The organism is Microtetraspora sp. NBRC 16547 (genome assembly GCF_030268965.1).
Taxonomy (GTDB): domain Bacteria; phylum Actinomycetota; class Actinomycetes; order Streptosporangiales; family Streptosporangiaceae; genus Microtetraspora.
Genome location: NZ_BSSE01000034.1, coordinates 1 through 19,270, shown reverse-complemented (window position 1 = coordinate 19,270; position 19,270 = coordinate 1). Strand labels below are relative to the sequence as shown.

Annotated in this window: 14 protein-coding genes and 1 tRNA gene; 10 read left to right on the top strand and 5 right to left on the bottom strand. The window is 70.1% G+C overall.

What is annotated here, in order from left to right; genetic code table 11:
• Positions 1-36: 36 nt before the first annotated feature.
• Entirely contained in the window at positions 37-693 is a 657-nt protein-coding gene (locus tag QSK17_RS31290) for a GOLPH3/VPS74 family protein (protein WP_285709246.1), read from the top strand.
• Between the two features lie 30 nt (positions 694-723).
• Here the strand turns inward: QSK17_RS31290 and QSK17_RS31285 are convergent, their stop codons facing one another.
• The gene (locus tag QSK17_RS31285) at positions 724-1,941 is read right to left on the bottom strand and encodes an LCP family protein (protein WP_285709244.1); all 1,218 of its coding nucleotides are present in this window, start codon (positions 1,939-1,941) and stop codon (positions 724-726) included.
• A 264-nt stretch (positions 1,942-2,205) separates the two neighbouring features.
• Here QSK17_RS31285 and QSK17_RS31280 point away from each other — a divergent pair, with 264 nt between their 5' ends.
• Both QSK17_RS31280 and QSK17_RS31275 read left to right on the top strand, forming a co-directional pair.
• Complete coding sequence (locus QSK17_RS31280; protein WP_285709242.1) at positions 2,206-3,642, top strand: hemolysin family protein; 1,437 nt, start codon at positions 2,206-2,208, stop codon at positions 3,640-3,642.
• On the top strand, positions 3,639-4,643 hold the full coding sequence (locus QSK17_RS31275) for a hemolysin family protein (RefSeq protein ID WP_285709240.1): 1,005 nt from the start codon (positions 3,639-3,641) through the stop codon (positions 4,641-4,643). The genes QSK17_RS31280 and QSK17_RS31275 overlap by 4 nt, the downstream gene beginning before the upstream one ends.
• Here QSK17_RS31275 and QSK17_RS31270 read toward each other — a convergent pair.
• Entirely contained in the window at positions 4,632-5,774 is a 1,143-nt protein-coding gene (locus tag QSK17_RS31270; protein WP_285709238.1) for an MFS transporter, read from the bottom strand. The two genes, QSK17_RS31275 and QSK17_RS31270, sit on opposite strands and share 12 nt — an antisense overlap.
• 498 nt (positions 5,775-6,272) lie before the next feature.
• Positions 6,273-6,355: transfer RNA gene (locus QSK17_RS31265), tRNA-Leu, on the bottom strand.
• A 109-nt stretch (positions 6,356-6,464) separates the two neighbouring features.
• On the opposite strand from QSK17_RS31265, the gene QSK17_RS31260 reads away from it, so the two are divergent.
• The 7 genes from QSK17_RS31260 (at position 6,465) to pknB (ending at position 15,157) form a co-directional block, all read left to right on the top strand.
• Entirely contained in the window at positions 6,465-7,205 is a 741-nt protein-coding gene (locus tag QSK17_RS31260; RefSeq protein WP_285709235.1) for an FHA domain-containing protein, read from the top strand.
• A 17-nt stretch (positions 7,206-7,222) separates the two neighbouring features.
• The gene (locus QSK17_RS31255) at positions 7,223-7,687 is read left to right on the top strand and encodes an FHA domain-containing protein FhaB/FipA (RefSeq protein WP_285709233.1); all 465 of its coding nucleotides are present in this window, start codon (positions 7,223-7,225) and stop codon (positions 7,685-7,687) included.
• Positions 7,684-8,964: a Stp1/IreP family PP2C-type Ser/Thr phosphatase gene (locus QSK17_RS31250; protein WP_285709230.1), complete on the top strand. Its 1,281-nt coding sequence runs from the start codon at positions 7,684-7,686 to the stop codon at positions 8,962-8,964. The genes QSK17_RS31255 and QSK17_RS31250 overlap by 4 nt, the downstream gene beginning before the upstream one ends.
• A 26-nt stretch (positions 8,965-8,990) precedes the next feature.
• Positions 8,991-10,331, top strand: coding sequence for an FtsW/RodA/SpoVE family cell cycle protein (locus tag QSK17_RS31245; protein ID WP_285709339.1), 1,341 nt, complete (start codon positions 8,991-8,993; stop codon positions 10,329-10,331).
• Positions 10,328-11,788: a peptidoglycan D,D-transpeptidase FtsI family protein gene (locus QSK17_RS31240; RefSeq protein ID WP_285709228.1), complete on the top strand. Its 1,461-nt coding sequence runs from the start codon at positions 10,328-10,330 to the stop codon at positions 11,786-11,788. The genes QSK17_RS31245 and QSK17_RS31240 overlap by 4 nt, the downstream gene beginning before the upstream one ends.
• Positions 11,785-13,233 carry a serine/threonine-protein kinase gene (locus tag QSK17_RS31235; RefSeq protein WP_285709226.1) on the top strand — a complete coding sequence of 483 codons (1,449 nt, stop codon included), beginning with the start codon at positions 11,785-11,787 and terminating at the stop codon, positions 13,231-13,233. Before QSK17_RS31240 ends, QSK17_RS31235 begins: the two co-directional genes overlap by 4 nt.
• 67 nt (positions 13,234-13,300) lie before the next feature.
• Entirely contained in the window at positions 13,301-15,157 is a 1,857-nt protein-coding gene (gene pknB, locus QSK17_RS31230; RefSeq protein ID WP_285709224.1) for a Stk1 family PASTA domain-containing Ser/Thr kinase, read from the top strand.
• A gap of 242 nt (positions 15,158-15,399) precedes the next feature.
• On the opposite strand, the gene QSK17_RS31225 is transcribed toward pknB, so the two are convergent.
• The gene (locus QSK17_RS31225; RefSeq protein ID WP_285709338.1) at positions 15,400-18,804 is read right to left on the bottom strand and encodes a phosphodiester glycosidase family protein; all 3,405 of its coding nucleotides are present in this window, start codon (positions 18,802-18,804) and stop codon (positions 15,400-15,402) included.
• 176 nt (positions 18,805-18,980) lie between these two features.
• Positions 18,981-19,253: a zinc ribbon domain-containing protein gene (locus QSK17_RS31220; protein WP_502889330.1), complete on the bottom strand. Its 273-nt coding sequence runs from the start codon at positions 19,251-19,253 to the stop codon at positions 18,981-18,983.
• Between the last annotated feature and the right edge of the window lie 17 nt (positions 19,254-19,270).

The window sequence follows — 19,270 nt, the reverse complement described above, 5'->3', positions numbered from 1 at the left end:
GCCACACGTCCCCGCGCTCGGCCATATGGTCGAGACATGACGATGACAATCGCCGAGGAAGTCCTGCTGCTCGCCTACCGCGAGGACACCGGGAAGCCGCAGATCGGCTCGGTCGAGCTGGACGCCGCGGTCGCGGGCGCCATCCTGGCCGAGCTCGCCGTGAACGGCCGCATCGACCTGGATGGCAAGAAGGTCGTGGCGAAGGACGCGACCCCGCTGGGAGACGAGGAGCTGGACGCGGCCCTCGCCCGGATCGCCGGCGACGCCAGGGAACGCAAGCCCGAGTGGTGGGTCGGCAAGCTCGACTCCAGGAAGCTCCGCGGCCGCCTGCTGTCCCGCCTCGCCGGGCGCGGCGTCCTGTCCGAGGAGCAGACCAGGATCCTCGGCATCTTCCCCTCGACCCGTTACCCGGAGCTCGACCCGGCGCCGGAGCGGGAGATCAGGCAGCGGGTCGAGAGCGTGCTCGGCGGCGCGGACCCCGACGAGCGCACGGCCGTGCTCATCGCCGTGCTGCACGCCGCGAAGCTCGATCGCAAGGCGTTCCCCGACGCCCCCCGGAAGCGGTTCAAGGAGATCGCCGAGGGCGAGTGGGCCGGCGCGGCGGTGAAGAAGACGATCGCCTCCATCCACGCCGCCGTCATGACGGTGACCATCGCCGCCGCGACGGCCGGCGCCAGCGGAGCGGCTAGCTGAATCCGGCGCCCCGCCCCCCTCTCGGGCGGGCTACTTCGTGAGGGTGTCCTTCGGTGCGGGCTTGTCCTGGGCCAGCGCCTCGAAGAGGCGGTTCGCCTTCGCGGAGTCCCACTTGACGACGGAGGCGCCGTTGATCGTGGGGAAGCCGCTGGTCGGGACGACCGTGGCGATCGGGCCCGCCTTCATCGCGAGACCGACCGACAACAGGTCGAAGAGTCCGCTCCCGGGGTCGACGGCCACCGAATCCGCCGCGCTCAGGGCCAGCGGCACCGAGGTGAACGGGTTGATCAGGGTGCCGGGGCTCGCCGCCTTCTGCACCACGGCCGAGAAGAACTGGCGCTGCCGCTGGGTCCGCTCGAAGTCGGGGATCGCGCCGGTCGCGCGGGTCCGGACGTAGCCGAGGGCGGTGCCCCCGTCCATGTCCTGGCAGCCCTTCTTCAGGTTGATGCCGGCCTTGGGGTCCTTGATGTTCTGCTTCACGCAGATGTTGACCCCGCCGATCGCGTCGACGATGCCGACGAAGCCTCCGAACCCGATCTCCATGTAGTGGTCGATCCGGATGCCGGTGACCCGCTCGACCGTCTTGGTCAGCAGCTCGGGCCCTCCGAAGGCGTACGCGGCGTTGAGCTTGTCGCTGCCGTGCCCCTCGATCGGGACGTAGGAGTCGCGGGGGAGGCTGACCAGGGTCGGCCGCCCGTCACCGTCGGGGATGTGCAGCAGCATCATCGTGTCCGTGCGCTTGCCGACCGCCTTGCCGGTGGCCAGCTTCTTGCGCTGGGCGGCCGACAGGCCCTCCCGGCTGTCGGAGCCAACGAGAAGCCAGTCCTGGCCGGGGGTGGCCGCGGGCCGGCCGGAGTAGTCGGTCAGCGACTCCACCGACCGCAGCCTGGAATTGATCAAGAAATATCCGGCTATGGCGGCGATGATGAGGACCACCAGCAGGACCGCGACGACCTTGAGGATGGTCCGGCCGATCCGCCTCGGCTTCCGCGGCAGTCCATCCTGGACCGTCTGGTCCGTCTGGTCCGTACGGCCGCCTCGGAGGGGACGCACCGGGCTCTGCCCCGAGCGCGGCTTGCCGTACACGCGGGACGACCCGCGCGGCGGAGACGGGGACTCCTGCGCGGGGGGCGGCTCGGATCCCCGCAGAGGCGGCACCCGATGCTGAGCAGGCGGAATACCGGGCACAGGCGGGCGGGCGGTACCGGGTTTGCGGATGGCCCTGGTCGGGTCGTCGTCCTCGGCCACGTCTTCTCCCTCTGCCGCTCGGCGTTCCTACTGGAAGCCACGCCGTAAACCCATGAGAGCACAGGCGCGACATCAAGGTTTCCTGTGGAACGTACCCAGAGGTGCCCTAAGACCTCAATAAAGGCTTGGGGGAAACACTCCGGCACATTCAGCCGTTACGGTTGGTAGACCCCTACATGAAAGGACGGTCGTGTCCGCTTCGGACTCGTGGAGTACCGGCCCGTGCTCAGGCACGGGATCTTACCGCCCCCGGGCAGGCGCCCGATGAGCATCGCCCTGGGCCTTCTGGCCGTACTCGTCCTGACCCTGGCAACCGGGTACTTCGTCGCGCAGGAGTTCGCGTTCGTCGCGGCGGACCGGTCGGTCCTCCGCCAGCAGAAGGACGACCCCGCCGCCCAGCGCGCACTGGAAGTCACCGGACGCCTCTCGTTCATGCTCTCCGGAGCGCAGCTCGGGATCACCGTCACCACCCTGCTGGTGGGCTTCATCGCCGAACCGGCCATCTCCGACGTCCTTCGTGACCCGCTGGAGAGCGCGGGCGTCCCGGCCGGCGTTGTCCCCGGCCTCTCCGTGGCGCTGGGCATCGGGATCGCCACGATCGTCCAGATGATCCTCGGCGAGCTCGCTCCCAAGAACCTGGGCATCGCCCGCCCCGAGCCCGTCGCGAAGTTCCTGGCCCGATCGACGCTGATCTACCTGAAGATCGCCGGCCCGGTGATCCACCTGTTCGACTCGGCGGCGACCCGGCTGGTCCGGCTGGCCGGAATCGAACCCGTGGAGGAGCTGGAGCACGGCGCCACCCCCGAGGAGCTGTCCCGCATCGTGGCCGACTCCGCCGCCGCGGGTGAGCTGCCCTCGCGACTGGCCGAGCTGCTCGAACGCGCGCTCTCCTTCGGAGACCGCACGGCCGAGGACGTGATGGTCCCCCGCCCCCGGGTGATCTCGCTCCGCGCCGGCCGCAACGTCCGCGACCTGCTCGACGCCGTACGCGACCACGGCCACTCGCGCTATCCCGTGCTCGGCGCCGACGGCGACGACGTCATCGGCGTCACCGGGCTGCGCGAAATGCTCAAGGCCGGGCCGTACGAGAACGAGCCGGTATCCACCATCATGCGCGCGCCGGTGCTCGTTCCCGCCACGCTCCCGTTGCCCGCGGTGCTCCAGCGGATGCGCGCCTCCGACGACACATTCGTGTGCGTCATCGACGAGTACGGCGGCCTCGCCGGGATCGTCACCACCGAGGACCTCGCCGAGGAGCTCGTCGGCGAGCTGGTGGACGAGAACGACCCCGAACCCCTCGGCGTGGTCCCCCACGACGACGGCTCCTGGGACGTACCGGCTCGGCTCAGGCTGGACGAGGTCGAGCGCGCCACGGGCGTCCGGCTCCCCGAGAGCGAGGACTACGAGACCATGGCCGGCCTGGTCCTCGCGTCCCTGGGCCGGATGACCGAACCCGGCGACGAGATCACCGTCCCGGTCGAGCAGGACGCCGACCCCTTCACCGACTCCGAAGAGAAGCTCGCCGTGGTCACCGTGCTGTCGCTGCAGCGCCGGGTCCCCGGCTGGGTGCGGCTCGCGCTCCGCGACGAGCCCCCCTCCGAAGGGGAGGAACCGGCCGCCGACCCGGCGGCCCATCGCCACCACGGTGACTACGCCCCGGGCCTGTTCTCGGCCCTCTTCCAGGGAGAGCGGTCCGCGTGAACGAGATAGCGGCCATTCTCCTCGGTGTGGTCCTGCTGGTGGTCAACGGCTTCTTCGTCGCCGCCGAGTTCGCTCTGGTGTCGGCCAAGCGGCACCGGCTCGAAGAACTCGCCGCCTCCGGCGGCCGGCTCGCGAAGATCACCGCACGGGCGGCCGTCCAGGGTTCGCGCGAGCTGTCCCTGATGCTCGCGGGCGCGCAGCTCGGCATCACCCTGTGCTCCCTCGGACTCGGCATGGTCGCGGAACCGGCCATCGAGCACCTGCTCGAACCGGTCCTCGTGCTGCTGCCCGAGTCCGCGCGTACGCCCGTCGCCTACGTGATCGCGCTCGCGCTGGTGACCTTCCTTCACATGGTCGTGGGGGAGATGGCGCCCAAGTCCTGGGCGCTCACCCACCCCGAGAAGGCGGCGATGGGTCTCGCGCTGCCGTTCCGCGGCTTCGCGTGGATCGTCCGGCCCGTCCTCGCGGCGCTGAACGGCATGACCAACGGGCTGCTCCGGCTGTTCAAGGTCCACCCCAAGGACGAGCTCGCCACCACCCGCACGCCCCACCAGCTCGCCATGCTCGTCGCCGAATCCGGGCGGATGGGCATGCTCGACCGGGACGAGCACAACCTGCTCACCCGAGCGCTGCGCGTCCACCTGCAGCCGGTGGAGCGGCTCATGGTCCCGATCGAGCACGCCGCCACCGTCCCCGCCGGCGCCGACGACCAGGTCGTACGGGACACCGTGGCGGCCACCGGCGACCTGCGGATGCTGGTCGTCTCGCCGGAGTCCGTCGTGGGCGTGCTGCACGTGCGCGACACGCTCATGCAGCCGGGACGGCGTCCCGAGGAGCTGGCCACACCCGTTCCCCACCTCGTCCCAAGCACCAGCATCTCGGACGCGGTGGCCGTGCTGCAGGAGGCCCACGCGCAGCTCGGCCTGGTCATCGACGCGAGCGGCACGGTGGTCGGGATGGTCAGCCTGCCCACCCTCATCGGCCAGCTCCTAGCCTCCTGACGGCGTCGCCGCGGCGGCGGCGACGGCGAGCGCCCCCGCCACCGCGAAGGCGGCCGCGAACCCGGAACCGGAGATGAACAGTCCCATCGCCCCCGGGGTCGCGGCCGCGACGAGGTTCTGCGCGGTGTTCTGCGCGCCCAGCGCGCGGCCGGCCCAGAACGTCCCCGCGAGCTCTGAGACGGCCGTGAAGGCCAGTCCGTTGCCGCTCATCGAGATCACCAGGGCCGCCAGCAGAAGAACGGTGCTGAGGACGTTTCCGGCCTGCACAGCCCCCGCCAGGAGGATCATCACCGCCCCGTTGACCAGAGCCAGCCGCCGCATCGGGCCCACCCGGCTGCCGACCAGGTCCGACCAGCGGCCGCACAGCAGGCGCCCGGCCGCGCCGGCGAACTGGGCCACCGCCACCACCCTCGCCGCGGTGCCGAGATCCCAGTGCCGCTCGGACACCAGGTAGGTGACGGCGAACCCCGCCGTCACGAACTGCGGGACGATGAGCAGCATGCTCGCGCCGTGCACCCGCCACAGGGCCGCCACCGTGTACGGCGACGAGGTGCGCGTCCCCGGCGCCACCGGCGGCCGGGGCGGGTCCACCGCCATCAGGCCGACGGCGACCGCCGTGACCAGGCATATCGCGGCCATGACGAGGAGCGCGGCGGTGACGTGCGCCACGGCGGGGGTGACCAGCCCGGCCACCGCGACGCCGAGCGGCTGCGCCGCCTGCCGCCAGCCCATGGCGAAACCGCGCCGCTCCTTGGGGAACCAGCCGAGGACCACCCGCCCGCTGGCCGCGCCCGCCGACGCCCCCGACGCGCCGGCGAGTGCCAGCAGCGCCGCCAGCACGCCGGGATGGGCGGCGAACGCGGCGGCGACGAGGAATCCGCCCGCCAGGCCGAGACCGGCGGTCATCGCGAGCCGCTCGCCGTACCGGTCGGCGACCCAGCCCCAGGCGATCAACGTGAACAGCATGCCCGCGCTCGGAGCGCCCACGAGCAGCCCCGCCTCGGCCAGCGTCAGCCCCTTCTCCTCCTGGAAGGCCGGCAGGAGGAACGGCAGGCCGTACATGAACACGCAGCCCGCCGCCTGGGCGGCCACGCCGAGGCCCAGCATGGTCCAGGGGTTCGGAGTCCTCATGACCGCAGCATAAGGAACATCTCAGGAAACAAGACAATTATGACCATATGGCGAGACGCATGGCAAAGAAGGCTGATCATTCGGTTTAAAGCAGATCGAAAGTCGGACACCGGAGAATCCGAGCACCCGGCACCGGCCGGGGTCGGGAAGCCACGCGTTCCGGGTTCGCGGGTTCTGCGACGGCCACCCGCTACGTTGACCCGCACGCCGAACCGAAGGGAGGCCGTTCCATGCGACGCCGAAACGAGGCCTTCTCCGCCAAACCAACCGCTGACGGGGGGTACAACCCCTCACATCGAGATCTTCAGAGGGTCTCGCCCGCCCAGATATCCCAGCAAATCCCACGAGATACCGGCATCTCTTGACAACTGCCGCGGCCACTGAGGGGGCGCAGTACCTCACATCGGAGGGTTCGGGGGGTCGTCCCCCCGGTAAACACAAAGAAGGGGCCGACCGGGAAGGAAGCTCTGCTTCCGACCAGGCGACCCCAACCGTTCGTGGGCAAGGGGGGAGTTGAACCCCCACGTCCTTTCGGACACACGGACCTGAACCGTGCGCGTCTGCCATTCCGCCACTTGCCCCTTGCGGGTGCCCCCATCGCTGGGTGCCTGGAAAGGTTAGCACGCATCCGCCGCTACTTACGAACCCGGATACGATCCCTCTTAGACGATGGAGGAAGGGAGGTACCCGGTGGGAGTCCTTCAGCGCTTCGAGCGCAGGCTCGAAGGCTTGGTTGAGGGGGCCTTTGCACGGGCGTTCAAGTCTGACCTTCAGCCGGTCGAGGTCGCCAGCGCCGTCCAGCGAGAGATGGACGAGCGGGCCGCGATCGTCGCCCAGGGTCGCACGCTCGTACCGAACGACTTCGTGGTGGAGCTGTCCACGACCGACAGCGAGCGGCTGGAGGTGTACGCCGACAGCATCAGCCACGAACTGGCCAACCTCGCCAGGGAGTACGCCAAGGAACAGGGGTACTCATTCGTAGGACCCGTCCGGGTGCGTTTCGAGACCGCCGACGACCTCGCGGTCGGGCTGTTCCGGATCCGGTCGGGCGTCATCCGCGGCGCGACGGTCGAACAGGACGAGATCCGGCAGCCGGCGAGCGATCTGCCCGCCGCGCGACCGGGTGCGTTCGGCGGCCGGCCGCGACTGCTCGTCTCGACCCAGGACGACCCGCAGGGCCAGCGATCCTACGAACTGACCACGCCGGTGACGCTGCTCGGCCGCGGCACCGATTGTGATCTTCGGCTGGTCGATCCGGGCGTATCACGGCATCATGCCGAACTACGTGTAGAAGGACAGCAGGTCGCCCTCGTCGACCTGGGGTCCACGAACGGCACCTTCGTCAACGGGCAACCGATCCGTAGGATCGAGATGCAGGACGGGACGAGGGTGACACTGGGGCGAACGACCCTGGTGTTCCGGCGCGATTAGAGGTAGACAGACGGTCCATGTCCGAGCTCACGCTGCTGCTGATCCGGCTCGCCTTCCTGGCGTTGCTGTGGTTCTTTGTGATTGCCGCGGTCGGCGTGATCCGGACAGACTTGTTCGGTCCGCGTACGGCCACCGTGCCCGCACGGAAGCCAAGCAGACCCGCGAAACCAGTGTCTAAACCCAAGAGGGGGGAACCTCGTCAGATGGTCGTCACGGGTGGCCCCCTGCAAGGGACCGTCATCGATCTCACGGAGACGCCAATCACCATCGGTCGGGCGACTGACGCCACGCTGGTACTCAGCGACGACTACGCTTCGAGCCGGCACGCCCGGCTCTTCCCACAGGACGGCCAGTGGATCGTGGAAGATCTCGGTTCGACCAATGGCACGTACCTCGACCGCTCCAAAGTGACCCGCCCGACACCGGTGCCCCTCGGAGTTCCGATCCGCATCGGCAAAACCGTCATCGAATTGCGCAAATGACAATCGCACTCCGCTACGCCGCCCGCTCGGACGTCGGCCTCCTCCGCGAAGGAAACGAGGACTCGGCGTACGCAAGCGGCCGCCTGCTAGCCGTCGCCGACGGCATGGGCGGGCACGCACACGGCGAGGTGGCCAGCTCGGTCGCCATCGCCGCACTGTCGTCCCTCGATCAGGCCAGGGACGCCTTCGGGGGTGACCTGCTCAGCGACATCGAGGCGGCGGTCCGGGAGGCAAACCATCAGCTCCATGCGATGGTGGCCCGGGACCCGAGCCTCAAGGGCATGGGCACCACACTGACCGCGATGCTCTGGAACGGCCCCAGGTTCGCCCTGATCCATGTGGGCGACTCCCGCGCGTACCTGCTGCGCAACGAGGAGCTGTACCAGATCACGCACGACCACACACTCGTGCAGTCTCTGGTGGACGACGGCCGCATCACGCTGGAAGAGGCCGCCAACCACCCGCAGCGCTCGATCCTGCTCCGCGCGCTCGACGGCAGCGGCGAGGTCGATCCGGACTTGCAGGACCGGGAGGCCCAGGTGGGCGACCGGTACCTGCTGTGCTCGGACGGCCTGTCCGCGGTCGTCAGCGCCGAGACCCTGCACCACACGCTCAGCACCATCGACGATCCGGAGGACGTCGTCCGGCAGCTCATCGACCTGGCCAACAGGGGCGGCGGGCCGGACAACATCACCTGCGTGGTCGCCGACGTGATCGAGGTGGACGACGCCCAGCCGCCGACGTACGCCGCGGCCGTGGTGGGGGCGGCGGGTTCGGGGCGGTTGCGATCCGCGCCGCCGGACAATCCGGCGGGCCGGGCGTCCACGGTGACCGCGCCCCAACCGGTCATCGTGGACGTGGAGCTCGACGACCGACCGGCGCCGGAGGCCCAGGCCTCCGGCCGCCGGGCCAAGAAACGTCGGGTCTGGCCCTTTCGGGTCGGGTCGATCGTGATCGTCGCCGCCGTGCTCGGGCTCGGCGGCTATTTCGGCTATGAGTGGACCCAGGACCAGTACTACGTCGGCGTCAAGGGAGACCAGATCGTGGTCTTCCGCGGCGTCGACGCGGAGCTGGGCCCGATGTCCTTCAAGAAGGTGGCCTACACCGCCGACGACGTTCCGGTCTCCTCGCTCAGCGCGGCGCAGCAGGACCAGATACGCAGCGGCATCCCGGTCGACAACCTCCAGGCCGGGATAACCACCATAAAGAACTTCAGCGGCGATTCCACACCACAGGCGACCCCCTCCTCGTCCCCGTCGGCGGGAACCGGTAAGTGAGCTCCGCGGAAGCCGCCCCCGTCCCCATGACCGCCAAGCGGCGGGGGGCGCAGCTCGCCATGCTCGCCTTCGCCGTGCTCATCGTCATGTTCGCGTACGCCAGCGTGGGGCTCGGCCTCGACGGCAAGGTCCCCGCCGGCATGCTGACCTACGGCCTCGGCCTGGGCGCGCTCATGCTCGCGGCCTACCTCGTGCTCGCCAAGTTCGCGCCGTGGGCCGACCCTCTGCTTCTCCCGCTGGTGACCCTGGTCAACGGCATCGGGCTCGTGACGATCTACCGGCTTGAGCAGGGTGGCGTGAAGGACGCCTCCGCCACCAACCAGCTGATGTGGACGGCGCTCGGCGTCGTGATGTTCTCCGCGACTCTGATCGTGTTGAAGGACCACCGCGTCTTGCAGCGCCTCACGTACACCGCGGGCTTCGTCGGCCTCGTGCTGCTCGTGCTGCCGGTCATGCCGTTCATCGGCTCGGCACACTACGGCGCCAAGATCTGGATCAACATCGCCGGGTTCTCCATCCAGCCCGGCGAGTTCGCCAAGCTCGCACTGGTCGTCTTCTTCGCCGGCTACCTCGTCGCCAAGCGCGACGTGCTCGCCCTGGCCGGGCGCCGCCTGCTCTTCATCGACCTGCCACGCGCCCGCGACCTCGGCCCCGTCCTCATCACGTGGGGCGTCAGCATCGCCGTCCTCGTCCTGGAGAAGGACCTCGGCACCTCGCTGCTGCTGTTCGGCACGTTCATCGCGATGCTCTACATCGCGACCCAGCGCACATCCTGGGTGCTCATCGGCCTTCTGCTCTTCGTCGGCGGGGCGATCATCGCCGGCCAGATCTTCAGCCACGTCCAGCTCCGGTTCAACATCTGGCTGCACGCGGAAGACCCCGCTCTCTTCCAGGACTCCAGCTACCAGCTCATGCAGGGCCTGTTCGCCATCGGCTCCGGCGGCATCCTCGGCACCGGGCTCGGCAAGGGCCACGCCGGCATCATCCCCTTCTCCTTCTCCGACTTCATCTTCGACGCCGTAGGCGAGGAACTCGGCATCACCGGCCTGATGGCCATCCTCATGGTGTACGCGCTGATCGTGCAGCGCGGGCTGCGCACGGCGCTCGCGGCGCGGGACCCGTTCTCCAAGCTGCTCGCGGGCGGCCTGTCGTTCACCATGGCCTGGCAGCTGTTCATCATCATCGGCGGTGTCACCCGGTTGATCCCGCTGACCGGCCTCGTGACTCCGTTCATGTCGGCGGGCGGTTCGGCCCTGCTGGCTAACTGGATGCTTATCGCGCTGCTGATACGCATGTCGGATGCGGCGCGCAGACCGCCGCCCCAGGCGATCCAGGACGAAGGACTCACCCAGGTGATGCAGCGATGAACGGCACTCTCAAGCGGGTCTCGATCGCCTGCCTCCTGATGTTCGGCCTGCTCATGGCCAACGTGACCTATCTCGGCGCGGTGAAGGCGGACGGCCTGCGCACCGACCCCAGGAACCAGCGGGCGTTCTACGCGCGGTACGCCGTGGACCGCGGGTGGATCACCGCCGACAACGGCAAGGTCACCCTGGCCAAGAGCGTGGACACCGGCGACACCGACTTCCGGTTCGAGCGGGAGTACCCCGAGGGCAAGGCCTTCGCACACGTCGTCGGCTACTTCGCGCCGGAGAGCTCCTCGGGCATCGAGGGCGCCGAGGGGCGCTACCTCGACGGCAGCCACCCCGACCTGGTGGTGCGCCGCGCCATCGACCTGATCAGCGGCAAGCCGCACAAGGGCGCCAACGTCGACCTCACGCTGAACGCCAAGGCGCAGAAGATCGCGTACAAGGACCTGGCGAACACCGGGAAGCGCGGCGCGGTCGTGGCGATCAACCCGAAGACGGGCGCGATCCTCACGATGGTCTCCGTGCCGTCGTACGACCCGAACCCGCTGGCCGTGGCCAACAAGAAGACGGTCAACGAGGCGTACAACAAGCTCGACGCGGACAAGACGAACAAGCCGCTGCTCAACCGGGCGATCGGCCTCACGTACGCCCCGGGCTCGACGTTCAAGACGGTCACGTCGGCGGCGTTCCTGATGGACGACCAGTCGCGCGACGTGAACACGATGGTGAACGCTCCGGACGCACTGCCGCTGCCCGGCACGAACATCTCGCTGCCGAACTACCACGGCGAGTCCTGCGGCGGCCGCGCGACGCTGCTGGCCGCGTACACGATCTCCTGCAACACGCCGTTCGCCGACGTCGCGATGGAGATGGGCTACGACAAGCTCAAGGAGCAGGCCGAGAAGTTCGGCGTCGGCACTCCGCTCAGCATCCCGCTGAACGTCACGCCCAGCGACATCGGCCCGGACGAGGGCAAGGCCGCCCTCGCGATGACCGCCATCGGCCAGCGCAGCAACCAGATGACCCCGCTGCAGATGGCGATGGTCGCGGCCGGCATCGCCAACAAGGGCACGGTCATGAAGCCGTACCTCGTCAACACGATCACCGGCCCGGACGGCGGCGAGATCAACAAGACCGATCCGGAGGAGCTGAGCGAGGCGGTGACCCCCGAGGTCGCCGCCGAGCTCACCACGATGATGACCAACGTGGTCCGGAACGGCACCGGCAGGGCCGCGGCCCTGCCGAACCACACGGTCGCCGGAAAGACGGGCACCGCGGAGACCGCCCCCGGCAAGCCATCCCACGCGTGGTTCATCTCCTTCGCTCCCGCGCAGGACCCGGAGGTCGCCGTCGCGGTCTTCGTCGAGTCCGGCAGCGCGGGCAACGACGCCACCGGCGGCGCCATCGCGGCCCCGATCGCGCACGACGTCATGCAGGCGGTGCTCGGTCAGTGACATCCGGCAAACCCGTTCTCGGCGGCCGTTACCGGCTGACGTCCCGCATCGCCGCGGGCGGAATGGGCGAGGTGTGGCAGGCCACGGACGAGCTGCTCGGCCGCGAGGTCGCGGTGAAGCTGCTGCGGCAGCATGTGGCGGCCGACCCCGCCTTCCGTGAGCGGTTCCGGAACGAGGCGCGGATCACCGCGGGACTGGCCGACCGGGGGATCGCCCAGGTCTTCGACTACGGCGAGAGCGACGGCGTCGCGTATCTCATCATGGAGCTGGTGCCGGGCGAGCCGCTCTCCGGCATCCTGCGGCGCCACGGCTCGCTCAGTCCGGAGGTCACGCTCGACGTGATCGGGCAGGTCGCCAAAGCCCTGCACGCCGCGCACCGGGCGGGGATCATCCACCGCGACATCAAACCGGGCAACCTGCTCGTCACCGAGGCCGGGATCGTCAAGGTCACCGACTTCGGCATCGCGCGCGCCCTGGAGGCCGCGCCGGTGACCCAGACCGGCATCGTGCTCGGCACGGCGCTGTACGTCAGCCCGGAGCAGGCGTCCGGCGAGAGGCTGACCCCGGCCACCGACGTCTACTCCCTCGGTGTCGTGGCGTACGAGTGCCTGGCCGGGCATCCGCCCTTCAGCGGTGACACGCAGGTCGCGATCGCCCTGCACCACCTGTACGACCCGCCTCCGCCGCTGCCCGCGTCGGTGCCCGCACGCGTACGCGAGCTGGTGATGGCCATGCTGGCCAAAGATCCCGAAGCGCGGCCGACCGGGACGCGTGAGCTCGCCGAACAGGCCACGGCGATCCGGGAGTCGCTGACCGACGCGCACACCGTCATGCTCGGCACACTGACCGACCCGTCGGGGTTCGCCGTCAGCGGGCCGAGCAGCGCGCCCGGACGCGCCGCCGGCCGTACCCCAGGCGATGCCCATGACCGGGCCCATGACCGGGCCTCCGCCACTCCGACGGCGATCAACCCACCGGTCGGCCCGCCATCGGCTCCGACGGCGCAGGCGCCCCGGCCGGGGGCACCGGGCAGGCGCCGCCGCAGGCGGGCCACGACGGTGGTGTTCGCCACAGCGGGCTGTGCCGCGGCCGTCGGCCTCGGAGCCCTGGCGGTGCGGGGCATGCAGACACCGCGGGTGCCGGAGGGCGGCGCGAGCACGATCATTTCCACACCGACGGTGGCAGCTCCCACCGTGCGACCTGCCAGGTCAGCCGCACCCGCGATCTCGCCGTCCCGACCCCGGCCGACGCCGACCCGGCCGACCCCTTCGGCGTCGGTTACCGTAAGTACGTCGGCCTCGCCTCCCACGAAGCCGACGCCATCCCCGACGCCCACCCCGCAGAACACCCCGACTCCCACCCCCACCCCCACCCCGACGCCAAGTGAGACTCAACCTCCCACACCCACCCCAACACCCGCTAACTCGTCCAATACGGAGACGTGATGCGAAAAGGGGTTGATGATGGACACCGGCGGCACCCCAAGATGAACGGCAAGGGACAGTGCAGGAAATGACTCAGCCTCGGCTTCTCGGTGGTCGCTATGAGCTCGACGGTGTCGTCGGGCGTGGCGGCATGGCCGAGGTGTATCGCGCCCGGGACCTCCGGCTGGACCGTGTTGTCGCGATCAAGACGCTCCGCTCGGACCTTGCGAGGGACCACACCTTCCAGGCGAGGTTCCGCAGGGAGGCGCAGTCGGCGGCCTCGCTGAACCACCCGTCGATCATCGCGGTGTACGACACCGGTGAAGACATGATGGACAACACGCCCGTGCCGTACATCGTGATGGAGTTCGTGGACGGGCGGACGCTGCGCGACCTGCTGCGCGCGGACCGGCGGCTGCTGCCCGAGCGGGCGATGGAGCTGGTCGACGGCATCCTGAGGGCGCTGGACTACAGCCACCGCGGCGGCATCGTCCACCGGGACATCAAGCCGGCGAACATCATGTTGACGCTCAGCGGCGAAGTCAAGGTCATGGACTTCGGCATCGCCCGGGCGATGGCCTCGTCCGAGGCCACCATGACGCAGACCGCCCAGGTGATCGGCACCGCACAGTACCTTTCGCCGGAGCAGGCCCGCGGCGAGCGGGTGGACGCCCGCAGTGACATCTACTCGACCGGCTGCGTGCTGTACGAGCTGCTGACCGGCCAGCCGCCCTTCACCGGCGACTCCCCGGTGGCGATCGCGTACCAGCACGTCCGGGAAGACCCCATCCCTCCGTCGGGCATCGATCCCGAGATTCCCCAGTGGGCCGACGCGATCGTGCTCAAAGCGATGGCGAAGGACCCGGCCAATCGCTACCAGAGCGCGACCGAGATGCGCGCCGACATCCAGCGTGTGATGTCCGGCATGCCGGTCGACCCGCAGACGATGGCGATGGCCACCCATCACGGCTCGTACGGCCCGGCCGACCGCACCCGCACCATGACCAGCGCCGGCGGCCAGATGGCCGCCCAGGGCACCCAGGCGATCCCGCAGTACGACTACGGCCCGGAGGAGCGCGACGGCGGCGGCCGGTACGACGGCCGCAGGCGCAACCGCGGCGGGAACACCGCGCTGAAGACCGCGGCGTGGATCCTGGTCCCGCTGCTGGTCATCGGCGCGTTCATCGGCGTGGGCTACGCCTTCCTGTCCGGGAGCTCCGGCGACACCTCGACGGTCAAGGTCCCCGGCGTGGTGGGCCAGACCAGGGAGGCGGCGGAGTCGGCCCTGACGGAGGCGCATCTCAAGGCCACCGTGAAGGAGGAGTTCAGCGACGAGGTCGAGAAGGGAGTGGTGATCAGCACCGATCCCGCCAAGGACTCGCCGGTGGCGCTGGAGTCCACGGTCACCCTCACCGTCTCCAAGGGGCCGGAGCTGGTCGCCGTCCCGAACGTCATCGGCAAGTCGTTCGAGGAGGCAGAGGCCGAACTCAAGGCGATGGGCTTCAAGGTCTCCCGTGTCGACGTCGTCTCCCCCCAGCCGCAGGGCAAGGTCTTCGACACCAAGCCCAAGGCGGGCAAGGAAGTCCCGAAGGACAGCGCGGTTCGGGTCTACCTGCCCAAGGAGGCCATCGAGCTCCCGAACGTGATCGGTCTCGTCGCCGAAGAGGCCAAGGCCACGCTGGAAGGCGCCGGCTTCAAGGTCAGGATCGTGCCGCAGCCGAGCGACATGGTCGCGAAGGGCACCGTGATCGACCAGGCTCCCGGCTCCGGAACCAAGCTCCAGTCCAATACGACGATCACGCTGACCGTCTCCAGCGGTCCCAACCAGCAGACGCAGCCGACCCAACCGCCGGTCGACCAGGGCAACGATCCGCCCGTGGACAACGGGGGCGGCGACGACGGCAGCATAGACCTGCCCGACGGCGACAACCCGTTCGGCGGCTGACGCCCCGCCGAACCGGCACGGACTGAGAAGAGGAGGCCCGCTCCACCGGAGCGGGCCTCCTCTTTCACGTCATCCGGGTTCTCCCGGGCTTGGGAAACAGGCGCGTACGCCTGACCGGGGCCCCGCGCTGTGCACTCTGTTTGGCGAAGAACCCGGGAATTGCGGGAAATGCGGGGGGAATGGACGAGCCCTCTCGCGGCGCGGCTGGGCCGTACCGCGAGAGGGCTCGCCGGTGGTGCGGGTCAGGCGGCCGCGCGGGCGGCCAGCGCGACCGTCGCCTGGCGGGTGACGCCGTTGACCGTGACCGCGACCACGACCTGACCGGGGCGCAGCGCCGTGATGGTGCCGGTCTCCGGGTCCAGAACCGCGACGTGCCAGGGCTTGGCTCCGGCGAGGTCACCGACGTGCAGGTTCGGGGAGCCGGACCAGTCGGCCGAGACGGGGTGGGCGACGGGCACCGTACGGCCGTCCTGCGTCAGGGCCGCCGACACGCGGCCGGGCTCGCCGACCTTCACCGAGGAAGGCGCGGTGAGGGTCAGCTCGTCGACGTGCGGGCGGACCTGCGTGCCGATCCACATCGGCGCGTCGGCGAACCAGTTGCGCCGAACGTGCTCGGCCTCCTTCGCCGTCACCGGGTCGACACCCCACAGCGACCAGCCGGTGAACCCTCCGTCGTCGGCGGCCGTGGCCGGGTTCTTGCCCGAGTTGCCGTTGATGAAGTACGGCACGGCGTCGACGCTCGAGGCGTGGAAGGCCCCGACGTGACCGCCGATGTAGGCGGCCCCCTTCCCGGTGGTGCGCTGGAAGTCGGCCAGCCAGCCCTCGACCAGCGCGGCCTCCTTGCGGTCGCCGAGCTGGCTGCCCTTGCCGGGCGTGGGGTCGCGCGGGGGCACGTGGAACAGCACGGCCACCGAGCCGACCGAGGGGTCCGCGGCGGCCGCGTCGAGCTGTTCGCGGAGCATGGCCACCTGCGCGAACCCTCCGCCGAGCAGGTTCAGTCGCGAGGTGTCGAGGGTGATGAAGCGGGTGCCCTTGTGGTCGAAAGTGCCGTAGGTGTCGCCGAAGACCGCCTTGAAGTTGTCGATCTTGCCGCCCATCACCTCGTGGTTGCCGGGCACGTAGTGGTACGGCAGCTCACCCCCGAGCTCCTCGTCGAGGATCCGCTTGGCCAACGCGAAGTCCGCAGGGGAGGCCTCGTCGACGAGGTCGCCGTTGATGACCAGGAAGTCGGGCCTGGCCGCCTTGATCTCCCGGAGGGTGCGGCGGACGTTGGCGACGATGTCGCTGCCGGGGTCGCGCGCGACGAACTGCCCGTCCGACATGACCGCGAACCGCCACGGCATGCCGGCCACCGCGGTGCCGGAGCGGACGACCGGGTCGGCCACCTTGGCGGCGGCCGGGGCGCTCACCGGCGGCGGCACCTTGGCGACCAGCCCGTCGATGGCGATCTCACCTTTGTACAGCGTGTCGGCCCTGGTCTCCGCGACGTAGAAGCGCCGGAGCTTCAGCGGATAGTTCACCCCGGGCGGGACGGCGAACTCGACGTACTTCCAGCCGGTCCAGGTGAGGTAGGGGCCGCGCAGGATCTGCGACTGTCCCTGTGCGTCGTAGAACTCCAGGCTCGGCCACTCCCCGTTCCCCGAGGAGCGGATCCACATTCCGAACGCCTGCGGCTGCCCCTCCACGGTGATCTGCTGGGGCGGGCTGGCGTAGGCCGCCCGCGTGGCCGTCGACTGGGTGAAGTCGTACGCGAGCCGCAGCCCGCCGCCGCTCTGGCCCGGCGTCGCCGACAGCGACCCGGTGGCGCGCGCCGCGGAGAACGTCCAGGACGCGGCGTCCTCGAAGTCGGCGACCGAGACGTCCTGGTAGCCGATCGTCACCGGCACCGCAGTGGTCACCTTGCCGACGGAGACGGTGATCGTGCCCGAGCCGGTCGCCTTCTTCGACGTCACCGTGAACAGGCCGTGCTCGGCGGGGGCGACGTCGAACAGGTCGGCGTCGTAGTCGAGGCGCAGGTCGTCCGGCTCGATGGGGGCGGAGTTGCCGTTGCGGTCGTAGCCCACCACTCCGAAGACGCCCGAGTCGTCCGCGCCGGCGAGGCCGACCAGGTCCGCCGTGGCGCCGAGCCGCTCGAGGGGCTGCAGGACGGTGAGCTCGATCTCGCCCTTCGCGCCGCCGCGCGAGGCGGTGACGGTCGTCTGGCCGGGCACCGAGGCGTGGAAGACGCCGTCGCGGCCGACCCGCCCATGCACCGCCGGCGTGGCCCGCCACGAGGGCGCGCCCTCCACCGGGCCGTACGTCTCGTCGTAGCCGTCGGCGGTGATCCTGCGGGTGAGCCCGGGGAAGACGCGGTCGGTGCGCCCGCCCGCGGTCGGCCCGGTGCCCGGCGCCTTCACCGGATCGGCGGCCGTCTCGACCCAGAAGCCCTTGAGCTTGCCGCTGCCGGCGGGGGCGTAGAGGGCCAGGCCGTTGGGGACGTGCCGCTCCTCGCCGTCGGAGGGGCTGTTCTCCACCCGCGCGTCGGCGGAGCCGGGCTTGCGGGCGAGCATCGTGGAGGAGCCGCCGCCGTCGAGGTTGATCGCGTTGTGCGCGCCGAGCTCGGCCATCATGGTCCCGAGCTCGGTGATGGTGACGCCCCGGCTGTCGGCCTGGCGGCCGTCGACCGTCAGCATGTACATCTCGCGGCCGTCGGCGGAGAAGCCGACGGCGGTGCGCGGGTGGGCGGCGTTGTCGGCGGAGGCCTGCACGACGCCGTCCTTGACCAGGATCGCACCGCCGCCGACGGCGGTCCTGACGGCGCCGCCGTCGGAGGCCTTCGGCTGGTAGCTCACGTCGACGCGGTCACCCGGCTTCAGCCCGGCCAGGGCCGCCGCCCCGCCTTCGCGGCCGAGCAGGATCGTGGTGCCGGCCGGGATCGGGCCGCTGCCGGCGGCGGAGCGCACCTCGGCGACGACGCCGTCGCGGAGCACGACCTCGGTGACCGAGGCGGCGCCCGCGACCGCGCGCCCGCGATCGTAGGAGCCCCACAGCGAGGTGAACAGGCCGACGCCGCCGGCCCGGATGAGCTGGTTGAACTGGGTCAGGGTGATCGGGGCGCCGCCTGCCGGGGTGGCGGTTCCATCGAACCGCATCTGCAGCACGCGCCCGATGCCGTCGGGGGTGACCGCGACGGCGTTGTCGTGGCCGGCGGTCGGGGACTGGACGAGCTCTCCGTCGCGGACGCCTACACCCTGGGCCGCGCCGGAGTTGTTGATGTCGAAGAAGTCGCCGTTGACGGCGGCGACGGCGCGGGCGCGCTTCACCGGCCCGGCCAGCGGCTCGGTCTTCGACACCTCCCCCGAGAAGACATAGCCGACACTCGCGCCGCCGGTGAGGTCGGCGGTGATCGCGTCGGCGCGCAGCCAGCCGGCGGCGTCGTAGCGGTCGAACGAGGTGAGTGTGACGCCCGGCGCGACAGGCCGGGTCTGCTTCGCCGTCTCCAGCCGCTGCGCGCCAGGGGTGACGAGCAGGGTGGACGCGGCCTGGTAGGACGACGCGGGTGGCGCGTCCTCGGCGAGGGACTGCCGCGGCTGTGGCGGCTGCGGATCGGCCTGGGCGGGTCCGGCCACGCTGAACGCGAGCAGCGGGGCGAGGAGAGCCACGGCCATCATTCGGGGGCGGTGACGTGGAGACATGATCGAACTCAACCGCGTTCTGGTTACAAGTTTCAAGACTCCAAAATGTCTTAAAAGAAAATTTCATGCGCTCCGGCGGGCGATGGCTGCCATCGCCCCTTGAACTCCTCCCCGGCCTGAAGGCCGGAGATTCTCCCGTCGCGTCACGGTTAAGCGGCGCGCGGGGGTTGACGCTTCACAGACCGGGCAGCCCCGAGGTCTCCACGTCCTGACACCACAGTTCCTGCGGCGTTGCTGATATTGATCGCGGCGTTGGTGTCAGCGTGGCCGGTCCACCCGCACGCGGGGTTGACGCACGAGAACCGAGTGCCATCACGGGAGGCAGCGTCACGGTGCCCGCACTGGTGGCAGGTCTGCGACGTGCCCGGGGCGGGAACCTTTACCACCAGCCCGCCGCGATCACGGGTTTTGTACTCCAGCAGGGTGACTGTGCGACCCC

Coding starts and splice junctions, on each gene's coding strand:
- QSK17_RS31270 (WP_285709238.1), bottom strand. CDS start 5,774: ATGAGGACTCCGAACCCCTGGACCATGCTGGGCCTCGGCGTGGCCGCC.
- QSK17_RS31290 (WP_285709246.1), top strand. CDS start 37: ATGACGATGACAATCGCCGAGGAAGTCCTGCTGCTCGCCTACCGCGAG.
- pknB (WP_285709224.1), top strand. CDS start 13,301: ATGACTCAGCCTCGGCTTCTCGGTGGTCGCTATGAGCTCGACGGTGTC.
- QSK17_RS31245 (WP_285709339.1), top strand. CDS start 8,991: ATGACCGCCAAGCGGCGGGGGGCGCAGCTCGCCATGCTCGCCTTCGCC.
- QSK17_RS31255 (WP_285709233.1), top strand. CDS start 7,223: ATGTCCGAGCTCACGCTGCTGCTGATCCGGCTCGCCTTCCTGGCGTTG.
- QSK17_RS31240 (WP_285709228.1), top strand. CDS start 10,328: ATGAACGGCACTCTCAAGCGGGTCTCGATCGCCTGCCTCCTGATGTTC.
- QSK17_RS31280 (WP_285709242.1), top strand. CDS start 2,206: ATGAGCATCGCCCTGGGCCTTCTGGCCGTACTCGTCCTGACCCTGGCA.
- QSK17_RS31225 (WP_285709338.1), bottom strand. CDS start 18,804: ATGGCCGTGGCTCTCCTCGCCCCGCTGCTCGCGTTCAGCGTGGCCGGA.
- QSK17_RS31250 (WP_285709230.1), top strand. CDS start 7,684: ATGACAATCGCACTCCGCTACGCCGCCCGCTCGGACGTCGGCCTCCTC.